Source organism: Streptomyces sp. NPDC104367 (assembly GCF_055583825.1).
Map to the genome: position 1 here is coordinate 287051 of NZ_JBVJND010000009.1, position 14910 is coordinate 301960.

Here is a 14910-nt window from a genome sequence, read left to right on the forward strand (position 1 = left end):
ACCCGGCGTGGCCGGTCGGTTACGGAGCCGCCGTGTCGATCGCCTTCACGATCCGCTTGTCGGAGACCGGGTACGCCGTGCCCAGCGCGTGGGCGAAATAGCTGACCCGCAGCTCCTCCAGCATCCAGCGGATGTCCAGCACCTGCTGCGGCACCGGCCGCCCCCTCGGCAGCTGCTCCAGGAGCCAGGCGTACTCGTCCTGCATCTCGTGGACCTTCTCCATGCGCGTGGTGTCCCGCTGCGCGTTCGTCGGCATCTGCTGCAGACGGCGGTCCGCGGCCACCAGGTAACGCATCAGGTCGGGCAGCCGCCGTATCCCCGCCCAGGTGACGAAGCCGGGCTTCACGAGGGCGTCCAACTGCTTGCGGACGTCCGTCAGGTTCGCCAGCAGCGCGGGGCTCCGTACGGCCTTCAGACGGCGTTCACAGGCCTGCCACGCCGCGAGCACCTGCTGTACCTGCGCGACCGTGCGGACCGTCGTGTCGACGATCTCGGCGCGCACCTTGTCGTACAGCTTCCGGTACGACTCCTCGTCCCACACCGGCCCGCCGAAGTCGGCGATCAGCTTGTCGGCCGCGGCCATCGCGCAGTCGTCGAACAGGGCCTGGATCGTGCCGTGCGGATTGGCCGACAGGGCCAGCTTCTGGGCGTTGGTGAGCTTCTCCGACGCGAACTTCGCCGGGTTGACCGGGATGTTGCGCAGGATCAGCCGGCGCATGCCCTTCCACATCGCCTCGGCCTGCTCCTCCTCGGTGTCGAAGAGGCGTACGGAGACCGTGTCGCCGTCGTCCACGAGCGCCGGGTAGGCCTTGACCGGCTGTCCGGCCCGGCGCGTCTCGAAGACGCGGGTGAGCGTGCCGATCGTCCAGTCGGTGAGCCCCTTGCGCTCCAGGGACTCGCCGCCCTCGCGGGAGGCGGTGGCGGCGGCCGCCTGGGAGAGCGCCTGCCGCGCCTTCGGCCTCAGCCGGAGCCGCAGCGACTCCAGGTCCTTGTCCTCGGCCAGCTTCCGGCGCCGCTCGTCGACGATCCGGAAGGTGATCCTGAGGTGGTCGGGGACCCTCGCCCAGTCGAAGTCCTCGGCCTCGAAGGGCACGCCGACCATCCGCTTGAGCTCGCGGGCCATGGTCGTGGTGAGCGGCTCCTGGAGCGGCACCGCGGTGTCCAGGAAGCGCTTCGCGAAGTTCGGCGCGGGCACGTAGTTGCGGCGGATCGGCTTCGGGAGGGTCCGGATCAGCTCCGTGACCACCTCCTCCCGCAGGCCCGGGATCTGCCAGTCGAAGCCCTCGTCCGCGACCTGGTTGAGGACGTGGAGCGGGATGTGGACGGTCACGCCGTCGGCGTCCGCGCCCGGCTCGAACTGGTACGTCACCCGGAACTTCAGCTGCCCCTGCCGCCAGGAGTCCGGATAGTCGGCCTTGGTGACCGCCTCGGCCGACTCCCGGATCAGCATCTCGCGCTCGAAGTCCAGGAACTCCGGCTGCTCGTGCCGCTTGTGCTTCCACCAGGAGTCGAAGTGCGCGCCCGAGACGACGTGTTCGGGCACCCGCTGGTCGTAGAAGTCGAAGAGGGCGTCGTCGTCGACCACGATGTCCCGGCGCCGCGCCCGGTGCTCCAGCTCCTCGACCTCGCTGAGGAGCCTGCGGTTGTCGGCGAAGAACTTGTGGTGGGTCCGCCAGTCGCCCTCGACCAGCGCGTTGCGAATGAAAAGCTCGCGGCTGACCTCGGGGTCGATCCGGCCGTAGTTCACCTTCCGGTCGGCGACGATCGGTACGCCGTACAGCGTGACCTTCTCGAACGCCATCACGGCGGCCTGGTCCTTCTCCCAGTGCGGTTCGCTGTACGTCCGCTTGAGGAGGTGCCCGGCGAGGGGCTCCACCCACTCCGGCTCGATCCTGGCGTTGACCCGGGCCCAGAGCCTGCTGGTCTCCACCAGCTCGGCCGACATCACGAACCGGGGCGTCTTCTTGAACAGCGCCGAGCCCGGGAAGATCGCGAACTTGGCGCTGCGCGCCCCCAGGTACTCGTTCTTCGCGCCGTCCTTCACGTCCTTCATGCCCACGTGGGACAGGAGTCCGGCGAGGAGGGAGACGTGCACGCGGTCGCCCGGGGCGTCCTCCTCGTTGAGGTGGATGCCCATCTGCTTGGCGACCGTGCGCAGCTGCGTGTAGATGTCCTGCCACTCGCGGATGCGCAGGAAGTTCAGGTACTCCTGCTTGCACATCCGCCGGAACGAGCTGGAGCCCCGCTCGCGCTGCTGCTCCCTGACGTACGCCCACAGGTTGAGGAAGGCGAGGAAGTCGCTGGTCTCGTCGCGGAAGCGGGCGTGCTGCTGGTCGGCCTGGGTCTGCTTGTCGGCCGGGCGCTCGCGCGGGTCCTGGATGGAGAGCGCGGCGGTGATGACCATGACCTCGCGGACACAGCCGTTCCTGTCGGCCTCCAGGACCATGCGTGCCAGACGCGGGTCGACCGGCAGCTGGGCGAGCTTGCGGCCGGTGTCGGTGAGCCGCTTGCGGACGTCCTTCTCGGCCGGGTCGATCGCGCCCAGCTCCTGGAGCAGCTGCACACCGTCGCGGATGTTGCGGTGGTCCGGCGGGTCGATGAAGGGGAACTTCTCGATGTCGCCGAGGCCGGCCGCGGTCATCTGGAGGATGACGGAGGCGAGGTTCGTGCGCAGGATCTCGGCGTCCGTGAACTCCGGCCGGCCGAGGAAGTCCTCCTCGTCGTAGAGCCGGATGCAGATGCCGTCGGAGGTACGGCCGCAGCGGCCCTTGCGCTGGTTGGCGCTGGCCTGGCTGATCGGCTCGATGGGCAGCCGCTGGACCTTGGTGCGGTGGCTGTAGCGGCTGATCCGGGCGAACCCGGGGTCGATGACGTACTTGATGCCGGGGACGGTGAGGGAGGTCTCGGCGACGTTGGTCGCCAGAACGATCCTGCGACCGGTGTGCGGCTGGAAGACGCGGTGCTGCTCGGCGTGCGAGAGCCGGGCGTAGAGGGGCAGCACCTCGGTGAACCGGTACTTGCGCTTCTCCAGCGCGTCCGCGGTGTCGCGGATCTCCCGTTCTCCGGAGAGGAAGACGAGGATGTCGCCCTGTCCCTCGCCCTGGAGCTCCTCCACGGCGTCGCAGATGGCGGTGATCTGGTCCCGGTCGGCGTCCTCGGAGTCCTCTTCGAGGAGCGGGCGGTAGCGCACCTCGACCGGGTAGGTCCGGCCGCTGACCTCGACGATGGGGGCGTCGCCGAAGTGCCGGGAGAACCGCTCGGGGTCGATGGTCGCGGAGGTGATCACGACCTTCAGGTCCGGCCGCTTCGGCAGCAGCTGGGCCAGGTAGCCCAGCAGGAAGTCGATGTTGAGGGACCGCTCGTGGGCCTCGTCGATGATGATCGTGTCGTAGGCGCGCAGCTCGCGGTCGGTCTGGATCTCGGCGAGCAGGATGCCGTCCGTCATCAGCTTGACGAAGGTGGCGTCCTGGTTCACCTGGTCGGTGAAGCGGACCTTCCAGCCGACGGCCTCGCCGAGCGGCGTCCGCAGCTCCTCCGCCACCCGCTCGGCGACGGTACGGGCGGCGATCCGGCGCGGCTGGGTGTGTCCGATCATGCCCCGGACGCCCCGCCCCAGCTCCAGACAGATCTTCGGGATCTGGGTGGTCTTGCCGGAGCCGGTCTCGCCGGCCACGATCACGACCTGGTGATCGCGTATCGCCTCGGCGATCTCGTCCTTCTTCTGGCTGACGGGCAGCTGCTCGGGGTACGAGACGGCGGGCACGACGGCCCGCCGGCCGGCCATCCGGTCCTCGGCCCTGGCCACCTCCGCCTCGATCTCGGCGAGGACGGCGGCGCGGGCCTCCGGCTTACGGATCTTGCGCGCGCCTTCCAGCCTGCGCCCGAGCCGGTGCGCGTCGCGCAGCGAAAGCTCGGTCAGGCGGGGGGCGAGGGCGCCGAGGGCGGGGGCGGGATGCGTAGACATACGCGGTCCAGGATCTCACCTCGGGGAAATCCATGGCGAACGCTTTTGATTCCGGCGGTTCGGCCGGGACCGTCCTACTGTCCGCGCTGCCCCGGAGGCACCGGAGCGACGGAAGCCGAAGCGGTGTCACTGGCGGGTGCGGGTGCGGGTGCGGGTGCGGGTGCGGGTGCGGGTGCGGGGGTCGGCGTTGGCGTCGGCGTCGGGACCGGTGTCTGTGCCGGGGCGGCCGCGGAAGCGATCGACCTCGCCGTGTTCGATACGGCCTTGATCCCGAGATACGCCGTGGTCATGCTGCTCACCGCCGTGAAGGCCGCGGTGAGGACGCCGACGATCACCGACTTGTCGCCGTCGAGCCGCCAGACGCCGAAGACCGCGACCCCGGCGATCGCGAGATTGCCGATCACGACGGAGAGCAGTCCGTACCGCGCCCGGTCCCTCTCCAGCTGCGTTTCCTGATCCCGGCTCATCTTCCCCACCCTGCGGACGTCACGACGCGCCAGAACCTAGCGCCGAGCGCTTTCGGAACCAAGAAGAACAGCCCCTCCGGGATTCCCGGAGGGGCTGTTCTGTTTGTGGCTGGGGCCGGGGTCGAACCGGCGACCTATCGCTTTTCAGGCGATCGCTCGTACCAACTGAGCTACCCAGCCACGAGGTTTCACGTGAAACCTCAGCGGTCCTGACGGGATTTGAACCCGCGGCCTCCACCTTGACAGGGTGGCGAGCACTCCAAACTGCTCCACAGGACCAAGCTTTGTGTGCAACAGTGTCGCACACGATCTTGCGTGCCCCCAACGGGATTCGAACCCGTGCTACCGCCTTGAAAGGGCGGCGTCCTAGGCCGCTAGACGATGAGGGCTATCGGCCCGCCTGGGCGCTTCTCAGCGCGTCGGGGACGTGAGAAGCATATGGGATGGCGAGGGGTATCGCCAAAACGGTTTACGGGCTGCCCGAGGGCGAGGGGGACGAGGGTGCGGCGCCCGGCTGGTTCTCGGCCGGGAGGTGCCGGCTGACCTCGGCCGTCGTCTGGCCCAGACCGCCCAGTCCGATCTCGTCCCAGGCCTGGAGGCGGTGCGTGTCACGGTCGATGTAGAGGATCGAGGCCTCGATCGGGTCCGGGTACTTCCCCTCGACGGCCCGCAGCCCGCTGCCGCCCGTGGAGCCCTCGACCCGGAGCCGGGTGCCGTGCGGCAGCAGCTCCGTCCGCTCGTGGTGCAGATGGCCCGCCAGCACCAGCGGGACCTCGCCGTCCGTCATCCGGGCCGCCGCCGGCTCGTGGACGACCGCCACGTCCACCGGCGTCCCGGCCGCCCGCTGCTCCCGCAGGGCCGTGGCGAGGCGGTCCCCGGCCCGGTCCTCGGCCGCGTCGCCGCCCGGGACGGACGAGCGGTCCGGGGTGAACCGGGGGTCGCCGATCCCGGCGAAGCGCAGCCCCGCGACCGTCTCGGCCCGGCCGTCGTCCAGGACGTGCACGTTCCTCATGCGGGCCAGACGGCGCTGGGTGACGGAGGAGTCGTGGTTGCCCCGCACCCACACATAGGGCACGCCCAGATCCGCCACCGGGTCCAGGAAGCCGTTCTCGGCCGCGGTGCCGTGGTCCATGGTGTCGCCGGAGTCGACGATCACGTTCACCTTGTACTGCTCCACCAGCGAGGCGATGATCTTCCAGCTCGCCGGGTTGAGGTGGATGTCGGAGACGTGCAGGACGCGCAGGGTGGTGGGGTCCGGCGCGTACGCGGGGAGCGTGGACGTGACGTCGTAGAGCTTGGTCACGTTCGTCACCAGCCGGGCCAGCTCCTTCTGGTACACGTCGAACTCGGTGACGATGCTGCGCGCGTTGCCGACCAGCGCGGGGGCGGAGGAGAGCAGGCCGGAGAACCTCGGCTCCAGGACCGACTTCGGGTTCCAGGTGGCGTACGCAGTGGCGCCGGACCCGGCGAGCAGGGCGAGCGCGAGGCCGCCGGCGGCCAGGGCGGGGCGCGGGCGCCGGTAGACGGCGAGGCCGAGTGCGGTGGCGCCGGAGATGACGGCGACGCAGGACCGTTCGGCCAGGTCCAGGGTGCCGTGCTCGACGTCCTGGGTGACCTCCTCCTGGAGCCCGGAGAGGCGCTCGGGGTGGTCGACGAGGGCCTGGGAGCGGACCGGGTCGAGCTGGTCGACGTTGACGTCCAGGCGGACCGGCGCGGTGTGGGTGTCCAGCTGGAGGGCGCCGAGCGGGGAGACGTTTATCTTCGTGCCGCCGGTGAGGGACGGGCGCAGGGTCATCGTGGTGTCCATCGGGCCGACCTGGGCCCGGACGTTCCCGACGACCAGGAGTCCGAGCCAGGCGCCGATCAGGACGACGGCCGTCAGGCCGAGGGCGCGCAGCCAGGCGGGCTGCCGGCGGTGTGCCTCGGCGAGCTCCAGGACGGGAAGGCGGGCTGGGGTGCGGGCCATTGGTGCCGTATGCCCAGGCTCGGTGGTTGATATGCGGCGGTTCGCGGCCCGGGAGCCCGGTGGGTCCGGGGCCCTCGTGACGCTCGTGCGGGCGTTCCGTGCCGGACAATGGGCCTGTGCTGGAGATGACGCGCGAGGAGTTCGAGGAACTGGTCGCCGAGGCGCTCGACCGGATCCCGCCGGAGCTGACCCGGCTGATGGACAACGTGGCGGTGTTCGTCGAGGACGAACCGGATCCCGCGGACCCCGAACTGCTCGGGCTCTACGAGGGGACTCCGCTGACGGACCGCGGCGAGTGGTACGCGGGCGTCCTGCCGGACCGGATCACCGTCTACCGCGGTCCGACGCTGCGGATGTGCGACTCGCGCGAGGACGTCGTCGCGGAGACCGAGGTGACGGTGGTGCACGAGATCGCCCATCACTTCGGCATCGACGACGAGCGGCTGCACGCGCTCGGCTACGGCTGAGCGGGCGGCGTGTCCTCCCGCGGGCGGCGGGAGTTGGGCAGGGCGACTCCTTTCTTCGCCCCCGGAGGTGGCCGCAGTGCGCCCCTTGTACGTACCCGTCCGTCTGGCCGTCACGGTGATGGCGGTCGCGGCTGCCGCCGGCTGTGTGAACGTGGGGGACGGCGCGGGGAAGACCAGGCCGTCGCACTCCGCGGGGCACCGGGACGGCGAGGGGTCCGACGGCGGTTCCGGGGCGTCCGGCGAGGGCGGCACGGGGTACGGCGGTGAGGTGGCCGACGGCAAGCAGGGGCACGGGGAGAGGGCGCGGCCGGGGGAGTCGGCGTCGGCGTCCGTGAAACCGGCCGGGGGCGGCAGCGCGGCCCCGGCCGCTCCGGTGCGGCCGGGGCAGAGTGCGCCCCCGGGCGCGCCGGCGGGTCCCACCGGGGCACCGGCGTCGCCCACGCCCCCGCCGGACTCCCCCACACCGCCGCCGGACTCCCCCATGCCCCCGCCGCCGACTCCCGACCCGCCGTCCGCCGAACCGTCCTCCTCGGCCCACGAGGACACGGGGACGCAGCTGGTGCAGCGCGAGCCGGCGCCGCGGGCGGGAACACCGGCATAGCCCGGGCGGCGCCTGTGGGGAAACGATCCGGGAGGCGCGGGCGGGCGGTCGGTTTCTCCGGCCGGGAAGTGTGGGCGGGGAGGCCCGGGAAGAAGACGGGCGGGTCGGGTGTTGGAGCGATCAGTAAGCCTGCGCGTCCGGTCCGTGTGGCAGTCCCAGTGTTGCGTCGGGGCCGTGGCAGACCTGCTCTGACCTGCGGGGTTGGGACTCGGTTTGCCTTGGGGGGTGGTGGGTGCGTATGGTGGTAGATCGTTTGATCCCATTTGCCCGGCGCCACCGCAGAGCGCGCCGTGTGGCGCGTACTCTCCCTTGCCGTGGCGGACCGCATTGAGGCGGTCGTGAGCGAATCACGGAGTTGACGGGCGCGTGCCGAAGAGACTCCGGAAGGTTTCGCATTCGCATGTCCGTGTCCAGTACTGATCAGTTCGTCGTGTCCGAGAACGAGTTCGAGAACGACGACCTGACGACCGAGGTCTCCGAGGAGACCGCTGACACCACCGATACCACCCCCCAGACCACCTTCGCCGACCTCGGCCTCCCCGAGGGCGTCGTGCGCAAGCTCGCGCAGAACGGCGTGACCACCCCCTTCCCGATCCAGGCCGCGACCATCCCGGACGCCCTGGTCGGCAAGGACATCCTCGGCCGCGGCCGCACCGGCTCCGGCAAGACCCTCTCCTTCGGTCTGCCCACCCTGGCCACGCTGGCCGGCGGCCGTACCGAGAAGAAGCGGCCCCGCGCCGTCATCCTGACCCCGACGCGCGAGCTGGCGATGCAGGTCGCCGACGCGCTCCAGCCCTACGGCGACGTCCTCGGCCTGAAGATGAAGGTCGTCTGCGGCGGTACGTCCATGGGCAACCAGATCTACGCCCTGGAGCGCGGCGTCGACATCCTCGTCGCCACCCCGGGCCGCCTGCGCGACATCATCAACCGCGGCGCCTGCTCCCTGGAGGACGTGCAGATCGCGGTCCTCGACGAGGCCGACCAGATGTCCGACCTGGGCTTCCTGCCCGAGGTCACCGAGCTGCTCGACCAGGTCCCGGCCGGCGGCCAGCGCATGCTCTTCTCCGCGACCATGGAGAACGAGATCTCCACGCTGGTCAAGCGCTACCTGGTCGACCCGGTCTCGCACGAGGTCGACGCGGCCCAGGGCGCGGTCACGACCATGTCGCACCACATCCTCATCGTGAAGCCCAAGGACAAGGCGCCGGTCACCGCCGCGATCGCCTCCCGCAAGGGCCGCACGATCATCTTCGTCCGCACCCAGCTGGGCGCCGACCGCGTCGCCGAGCAGCTGCGCGACTCCGGCGTGAAGGCCGACGCGCTGCACGGCGGCATGACCCAGGGCGCGCGGACCCGGACCCTGGCCGACTTCAAGGACGGTTACGTCAACGTCCTCGTCGCCACCGACGTCGCCGCCCGCGGTATCCACGTCGACGGCATCGACCTGGTCCTGAACGTCGACCCGGCCGGTGACCACAAGGACTACCTGCACCGCGCCGGCCGCACCGCCCGCGCCGGCCGCACCGGCACGGTCGTCTCGCTCTCCCTGCCGCACCAGCGCCGCCAGATCTTCCGCCTCATGGAGGACGCGGGCGTCGACGCCGGGCGTCACATCATCAACTCCGGTACGGCCTTCGAGCCCGAGGTCGCCGACATCACCGGCGCCCGTTCGATGACCGAGGTCCAGTCCGAGTCCGCGGCCAACGCGGCGCAGCAGGCCGAGCGCGAGGTCACCCAGCTCACCAAGCAGCTGGAGCGGGCGCAGCGCCGGGCCGCCGAGCTGCGCGAGGAGGCCGACCGCCTCGTCGCGCGGGCCGCCCGCGAGCGCGGTGAGGACCCGGAGACGGCGGTCGCCGAGGCGCAGGCCGCCCAGGCCGAGGCCGTCGTGGCCGAGGAGACCGTGGCGGAGGCCGAGCAGGCGGAGCCGGCGCGGGACAACCGCGGCTTCGAGCGTCGTGACGACCGCGGTGGCCGTTCCTTCGACCGCGACCGGTCCGACCGGTCCGACCGTCCGTTCAACCGAGACCGCGACCGCGGTTTCGAGCGCCGTGACGACCGTGGCGGCCGTGGTTTCGAGCGCCGCGAAAACCGCGAGCGCGGTTTCGAACGCCGTGACGACCGTCGCCCGTTCGACCGGGACCGTGACGACCGCGGCGGCCGTTCCTTCGACCGCGACCGTTCGGACCGCACCGACCGTCCGGTCAACCGCGACCGCCGTGACGACCGTGGCGGCTTCCGCCGCGACGAGCGCCGCGACGACCGTGGCGGCCGCTCCTTCGAGCGTCGTGACGACCGCGGTGGCCGTTCCTTCGACCGGGACCGTGACCGTGACGACCGCGGTGGCCGTTCCTTCGAGCGCCGTGACGACCGCGGTGGCATCCGCCGTGACGACCGCACGGGTCACCGTGGCAGCGACCGTCCGTTCAACCGCGACCGCCGCGACGACCGTCCGGGCTTCCGCAGCGCCGGCCACGACCGTCCGTACGGCCGCCGCGACGACCACCGTGGCTCGTCCTCCGGCTCGTCCTCCGGCTCCTCCTTCGGCCGCCGTGACGACAAGCCGCGCTGGAAGCGCAACGGCTGACGTTTCCTGGACACACGGCTGAGCGCCGCGCCCCGCACCGGGGCGCGGCGCTCAGCCGTTTCCGCGGCCCGGCGGGCGGTGCGGGCCGTTTCCGCGGACCGGCCCGCGGCGCCCGAGCTGCAAGGGTCTTTTCTGGCCAAGTTGTGATGCATGTCACGCACGTGGTGGGGGAATCGCTGGGGGCATGACAGAAGACGCGATAGGCAGATCGCCCTCGGACTCCCCCTCCGGGGCGCTCTCCGACGAGGAGCGGCTGGCCCAGCTCGGCTACACCCAGGTCCTCGCCCGCCGCATGTCGGCGTTCTCGAACTACGCGGTGTCCTTCACCATCATCTCGGTCCTCTCCGGCTGTCTGACCCTCTACCTCTTCGGCATGATCACCGGCGGCCCGGCGGTGATCACCTGGGGCTGGGTGGCCGTGGGCCTGATGACCCTCTTCGTGGGCCTGTCCATGGCCGAGATCTGCTCCGCCTACCCCACCTCGGCGGGTCTGTACTTCTGGGCCCACCGGCTGGCCCCGCCGCGCAGCGCGGCCGCCTGGGCGTGGTTCACCGGCTGGTTCAACGTGCTGGGCCAGGTCGCGGTGACCGCCGGCATCGACTTCGGCGCCGCGTCCTTCCTGGGCGCGTACCTGAACCTCCAGTTCGACTTCCAGGTCACCCCGGGCAGGACCATCCTGCTCTTCGCGGGGATCCTGGTCCTGCACGGCCTCCTCAACACCTTCGGCGTCCGCATCGTCGCCATCCTGAACAGCGTCAGCGTGTGGTGGCACGTGCTCGGCGTGCTGGTGATCGTCGGCGCGCTGACCTTCGTCCCCGACCACCACCAGTCGGCGTCCTTCGTCTTCACGGAGTTCGTCAACCAGACGGGCTGGGGCAGCGGCCTCTACGTGGTCCTGATCGGCCTCCTGATGGCCCAGTACACCTTCACCGGCTACGACGCCTCGGCGCACATGACCGAGGAGACCCACGACGCGTCGACGGCGGGCCCCAAGGGCATCGTCCGCTCGATCTGGACGTCCTGGATCGCCGGCTTCGTCCTGCTCCTCGGCTTCACCTTCGCGATCCAGTCGTACGACAAGGAGCTCTCCTCCCCGACCGGCGCACCCCCGGCGCAGATCCTCCTGGACGCGCTCGGCGCGACGACCGGCAAGCTCCTGCTGCTGGTCGTGATCGGCGCCCAGCTCTTCTGCGGCATGGCCTCGGTGACGGCCAACAGCCGCATGATCTACGCCTTCTCCCGGGACGGCGCGCTGCCCTTCTCCCGGGTCTGGCACACGGTCAGCCCGCGCACCCGCACGCCCGTGGCGGCGGTCTGGCTGGCGGCCCTCTCCGCCCTCGCACTGGGCCTGCCGTACCTGATCAACTACACGGCCTACGCCGCCGTGACGTCGATCGCGGTCATCGGGCTGTACGTGGCGTACGTCATCCCGACGCTGCTGCGGGTACGCAAGGGCGAGGCGTTCGAGAAGGGGCCGTGGCACCTGGGCCGCTGGTCACGGCCGATCGGCCTGATCTCGGTCACCTGGGTGGGTGTGATCACCGTTCTCTTCATGCTCCCGCAGGTGTCCCCCGTCACCTGGGAGTCCTTCAACTACGCCCCGGTCGCCGTGCTGGCCGTCCTCGGTTTCGCCGCGATCTGGTGGCAGGCCTCGGCCCGCCACTGGTTCCTCAACCCCGACCACGCGCGCAGCCACGAGGACACCGCCAAACTGGTCGATCTCTGACGCTCCGCCCCACTTCTGCCATCCGACGCGGCCACGACCCCGATACCCGATCGGCGACACGGCTCCGTCCGGCTATGCTCGGGGAGACAACATCGCCTGGGCCCTTAGCTCAATTGGCAGAGCAGTGGACTTTTAATCCATTGGTTGTGGGTTCGAGTCCCACAGGGCCTACCGAAACGCCCCCAGCCGGGAGACTTCCGGGCTGGGGGCGTGGTCGTTCGGGCGGGCCGCGGCGCCCGTCGTCCCGATGGCGGCTAACCGAGGCTGCCGGCGAACCCCTCGTTCTGCGCCTCCTCGGCGGTGAGCTGGATGGTGCCCCGGTGCGACACCTCCACCTTGTAGAACTTCTCGCCCTTCGGCACGTCGGAGACGGCCACGTCGAAGTCGCAGACGCCGTAACCCGGTGACTCGCTCGCGCCGAGCTCCCCGGTGGCGATGACGTCACCGTCGGCCCCGTACACGGTGACGGAGGTGCCTTCGGCGATGTCGTCGTAGCCGCCGCTTCCCTCGCAGCCCCCGCTGCCGTCGTCGGAGGCCTCTTCTGCGAGTTGGAAGGTCCCTTCCAGGGTGAACGTGCCGGGATCACCTCCGCCATGGGCGGCGATGCCCCAGACGCCGCCCATGACACCGGCGCCCAGGACGGCCCCCAGGACGCCCGCCGCGAGGGGTGTGAGGGGCTTGCGGGGCGGAGCGGCCGGCAGGGGAGGTACGGGCGGTACGGCGGGTACCGCGGGCGCCGGGGCGGCCGGCTGTCCGGGTGTGCTGTCGGTCATGGATTCCCCCAGTGATGTGACAGATGCGCGCGTCGTCGACGGGACGACGGCTACTGCCAGCCGCCCGTGAAGTCGCTGCTCAGCTGGGCGTTGCAGATGTTGTAACCGCCCGACGCGTGCCCGCTCCTGGTCTTCCCGTCCACGGTGACCGAGCAGTTGATGTCCCCGGAGCCCTGGAGCTGCGCGATCACGTCGAAGTACATGGCTCCGTCCTTCAGCGGCAGAGTCGCCTCGAACTTGCCGTTCTTGAAGGAGCCCTTACGGTTGTCCGTGTCCGAGCCGTAGGTGATGTCGAGACCGCCGAGCACGCCGGCCGGCGCGGTGCCCCACACCTTGAAGGTGACGACGCTCGCGGCCTTCTTCGTGTCGTCCTTCGCGGCGGCCTCCTCCTTGCCGTCATCGTCCTTCGCGGTGTCGCTCCCGTCCGCTGTCCTCGTCTTCGTTGCGGACGGCGCGGCGGCGGCCTTCACGTCCCCGGATCCGCTGGATTCGTTCTCGTCGGTGCCGCCGATGACGGTCCCGATGACACCGAGCACCACGAACACACCGACCAGGCCCAGACAGCCCAGCCCGACGATCTTGCCCGCCCCGGACTTCTGCTTCGGCGGCTGCGGCTGGAACGGGGGCGCGCCGTAGGGCTGCTGACCGTAAGGCTGCTGCGGGCCGCCCCAGCCGGGTTGCTGCGGCGGGTACGGCTGCTGGTTGCTCATGTGTTCCCCCTGAGGCACTTGCTGTTGGATGCGAGGTGTGTGACTTGTGAAGACCTCGTGTGGTTGCCGCCAATCGGTGAGATTCACCAGAACGTGATCTACCGACCAGTTCACCTCAGTCCGTACAGCCCACCGCCGGCGGGACAAACGGCACGCGCGCAGGAGGAAGCCGACCGGGCCCGTCCTCGTGACCGGGCCGCTGTCGAGGGGCGGTTGGGCATCCGGTTGCCGGGCGACTGCAACGGGCCGGAACCCGGCCGCGTGCATGAAGCTGCTGCGCGGCCGGGGTCCGGCCCGTGTCGGTCTTCGGGGGTGGTACGCCCGCCCGTCGGGGGTCAGCCCGCGTTGCGGTCCGTCAGCTGGGCCAGGGGGAGCGTGTGCTGGGTGTGGAGGACCTTCGCGCGCAGGTAGCGGACATTGTGGGCGGTGGTGAAGACACCGGTCGGCACGCGGTCGCGGACGCCGACCCCGAGGTCGCGCAACTGCTCGGCCTTGTCGGGGTTGTTGGAGAGCAGGTCGAGTTCGTCGATGCCGAGGGCCGCCAGCATCTGCGCGGCGGCGGTGTAGTCGCGGCCGTCCTCGGGCAGGCCCAGCGCGGCGTTCGCCTCGTAGGTGTCCAGGCCCTGGTCCTGGAGCGCGTAGGCGTCGAGCTTGTTGTAGAGGCCGATGCCGCGCCCCTCCTGGCGCAGGTAGAGCAGGACTCCGCCGCGGTCGGCTATGCGCTCGACGGCCTCGCGCAGCTGGGGTCCGCAGTCGCAGCGGGCCGAGCCGAAGACGTCGCCGGTCAGGCACTCGGAGTGCAGACGGACCAGCGGGAGCGTGCCGGGGGCGGGGTCGCCCAGGACGACGGCCACGTGTTCCTGGCCGTCCGTCAGGCCGTGGAAGGTGACGAGTTCGGCGTCGACGCCGTAACCGTCCTGGAAGCGCAGCGGTACCCGGACGCGGGCGCGCTGGGTGGCGGCGGTGAAGTCGGGCATCGGTTCTCCTGTGGGCGGGTGCCTGCTTCAGATTTGAAGCAGATCCACGGCCGGAACCCTACCCTATGCTTTAAATTTAAAGCAACAGATTTCCGTGAGGCCCCCGAGCCCCGGAGTTACGAGCCGGAACCCGAACAGGGGGACGAACGGCGCCGCCACGGCACCTCGTCCGGCGTCGGCCGCGGGGTCGCCGCGTCACCCTCCAGCGCCCGGGCGATGGCGGAGCTGATCTCCTCCAGCTGCTTCACCTGCTCCTCGGAGAGCTGGTCGAAGACCGCCGCCCGTACCGTCTCCACATGCCCCGGCGCGGTGCGTTCGAGGACCGCCATGCCCGCGTCCGTCAGCTGGGCGAAGCTGCTCCGCTTGTCCCACTGGCAGTCCTCGCGCCGGATCAGCCCGTCCTTCTCCAGCCGGGTCACCGCGTATGTCAGCCGGCTCCGGGTGATCTTCGACTTCTCGGCGAGGTCGGTCATGCGCAGCCTGCGTTCCGGCGTCTCGGAGAGGTTGGCCAGGATCGAGTAGTACAGGTGCGGCATCCCGGCGTCCTGCTGGAGCTGCCGGTCGATCGCGTCCTCCAGGAGGTGCGTCGCCGCGATGTACGCGCGCCAGGCGCGCTGCTCCTCGGCGGAGAGCCAGCGAGTCGTCATACGTCCAGTGTAGGTTTGCTTCAAACTT

At 70.5% G+C, this 14910-nt stretch carries 11 protein-coding genes and 4 tRNA genes; 5 read left to right on the forward strand and 10 right to left on the reverse strand.

What is annotated here, in order from left to right; translation table 11 throughout:
- Positions 1-19: 19 nt before the first annotated feature.
- The 6 genes from hrpA to ACZ619_RS16595 form a co-directional block, all read right to left on the reverse strand.
- A complete protein-coding gene (hrpA, locus tag ACZ619_RS16570) occupies positions 20-3964 on the reverse strand; it encodes an ATP-dependent RNA helicase HrpA (RefSeq protein WP_469599166.1) in 3945 nt (1314 codons plus the stop codon).
- A gap of 74 nt (positions 3965-4038) precedes the next feature.
- Entirely contained in the window at positions 4039-4431 is a 393-nt protein-coding gene (locus tag ACZ619_RS16575; RefSeq protein ID WP_469599168.1) for a hypothetical protein, read from the reverse strand.
- Between the two features lie 106 nt (positions 4432-4537).
- Positions 4538-4611: transfer RNA gene (locus tag ACZ619_RS16580), tRNA-Phe, on the reverse strand.
- A 24-nt stretch (positions 4612-4635) separates the two neighbouring features.
- A tRNA-Asp gene (locus ACZ619_RS16585) sits at positions 4636-4710 on the reverse strand.
- Positions 4711-4747: 37 nt separating this feature from the next.
- Positions 4748-4820 (reverse strand) — tRNA-Glu (locus ACZ619_RS16590).
- 80 nt (positions 4821-4900) lie between these two features.
- Positions 4901-6397 carry a metallophosphoesterase family protein gene (locus ACZ619_RS16595; protein WP_469599170.1) on the reverse strand — a complete coding sequence of 499 codons (1497 nt, stop codon included), beginning with the start codon at positions 6395-6397 and terminating at the stop codon, positions 4901-4903.
- Between the two features lie 116 nt (positions 6398-6513).
- On the opposite strand from ACZ619_RS16595, the gene ACZ619_RS16600 reads away from it, so the two are divergent.
- From ACZ619_RS16600 to ACZ619_RS16620, 5 genes are all read left to right on the forward strand, one after another.
- Entirely contained in the window at positions 6514-6864 is a 351-nt protein-coding gene (locus ACZ619_RS16600) for a metallopeptidase family protein (RefSeq protein ID WP_469599172.1), read from the forward strand.
- A 76-nt stretch (positions 6865-6940) separates the two neighbouring features.
- The gene (locus ACZ619_RS16605; RefSeq protein WP_469599174.1) at positions 6941-7465 is read left to right on the forward strand and encodes a hypothetical protein; all 525 of its coding nucleotides are present in this window, start codon (positions 6941-6943) and stop codon (positions 7463-7465) included.
- Positions 7466-7865: 400 nt separating this feature from the next.
- Positions 7866-10049, forward strand: coding sequence for a DEAD/DEAH box helicase (locus tag ACZ619_RS16610; protein ID WP_469599176.1), 2184 nt, complete (start codon positions 7866-7868; stop codon positions 10047-10049).
- 184 nt (positions 10050-10233) lie between these two features.
- A complete protein-coding gene (locus tag ACZ619_RS16615) occupies positions 10234-11775 on the forward strand; it encodes an amino acid permease (RefSeq protein WP_469599178.1) in 1542 nt (513 codons plus the stop codon).
- A gap of 98 nt (positions 11776-11873) precedes the next feature.
- A tRNA-Lys gene (locus ACZ619_RS16620) sits at positions 11874-11946 on the forward strand.
- An 83-nt stretch (positions 11947-12029) separates the two neighbouring features.
- Here the strand turns inward: ACZ619_RS16620 and ACZ619_RS16625 are convergent.
- From ACZ619_RS16625 to ACZ619_RS16640, 4 genes are all read right to left on the reverse strand, one after another.
- The gene (locus tag ACZ619_RS16625) at positions 12030-12548 is read right to left on the reverse strand and encodes a hypothetical protein (RefSeq protein WP_469599180.1); all 519 of its coding nucleotides are present in this window, start codon (positions 12546-12548) and stop codon (positions 12030-12032) included.
- A 50-nt stretch (positions 12549-12598) separates the two neighbouring features.
- Positions 12599-13258, reverse strand: a complete 660-nt coding sequence (locus ACZ619_RS16630; RefSeq protein ID WP_469599182.1) for a hypothetical protein — start codon at positions 13256-13258, stop codon at positions 12599-12601.
- Between the two features lie 335 nt (positions 13259-13593).
- Positions 13594-14235 carry a GTP cyclohydrolase II gene (locus ACZ619_RS16635; RefSeq protein WP_469599183.1) on the reverse strand — a complete coding sequence of 214 codons (642 nt, stop codon included), beginning with the start codon at positions 14233-14235 and terminating at the stop codon, positions 13594-13596.
- 116 nt (positions 14236-14351) lie between these two features.
- Positions 14352-14882, reverse strand: a complete 531-nt coding sequence (locus tag ACZ619_RS16640) for a MarR family winged helix-turn-helix transcriptional regulator (RefSeq protein WP_469599185.1) — start codon at positions 14880-14882, stop codon at positions 14352-14354.
- Between the last annotated feature and the right edge of the window lie 28 nt (positions 14883-14910).

Excerpts from the sequence above, each read along its gene's own strand:
- ACZ619_RS16640 (WP_469599185.1), bottom strand. The coding sequence starts at position 14,882 with ATGACGACTCGCTGGCTCTCCGCCGAGGAGCAGCGCGCCTGGCGCGCG.
- ACZ619_RS16615 (WP_469599178.1), top strand. The coding sequence starts at position 10,234 with ATGACAGAAGACGCGATAGGCAGATCGCCCTCGGACTCCCCCTCCGGG.
- ACZ619_RS16610 (WP_469599176.1), top strand. The coding sequence starts at position 7,866 with ATGTCCGTGTCCAGTACTGATCAGTTCGTCGTGTCCGAGAACGAGTTC.
- ACZ619_RS16575 (WP_469599168.1), bottom strand. The coding sequence starts at position 4,431 with ATGAGCCGGGATCAGGAAACGCAGCTGGAGAGGGACCGGGCGCGGTAC.
- ACZ619_RS16635 (WP_469599183.1), bottom strand. The coding sequence starts at position 14,235 with ATGCCCGACTTCACCGCCGCCACCCAGCGCGCCCGCGTCCGGGTACCG.
- hrpA (WP_469599166.1), bottom strand. The coding sequence starts at position 3,964 with ATGTCTACGCATCCCGCCCCCGCCCTCGGCGCCCTCGCCCCCCGCCTG.
- ACZ619_RS16630 (WP_469599182.1), bottom strand. The coding sequence starts at position 13,258 with ATGAGCAACCAGCAGCCGTACCCGCCGCAGCAACCCGGCTGGGGCGGC.
- ACZ619_RS16625 (WP_469599180.1), bottom strand. The coding sequence starts at position 12,548 with ATGACCGACAGCACACCCGGACAGCCGGCCGCCCCGGCGCCCGCGGTA.
- ACZ619_RS16595 (WP_469599170.1), bottom strand. The coding sequence starts at position 6,397 with ATGGCCCGCACCCCAGCCCGCCTTCCCGTCCTGGAGCTCGCCGAGGCA.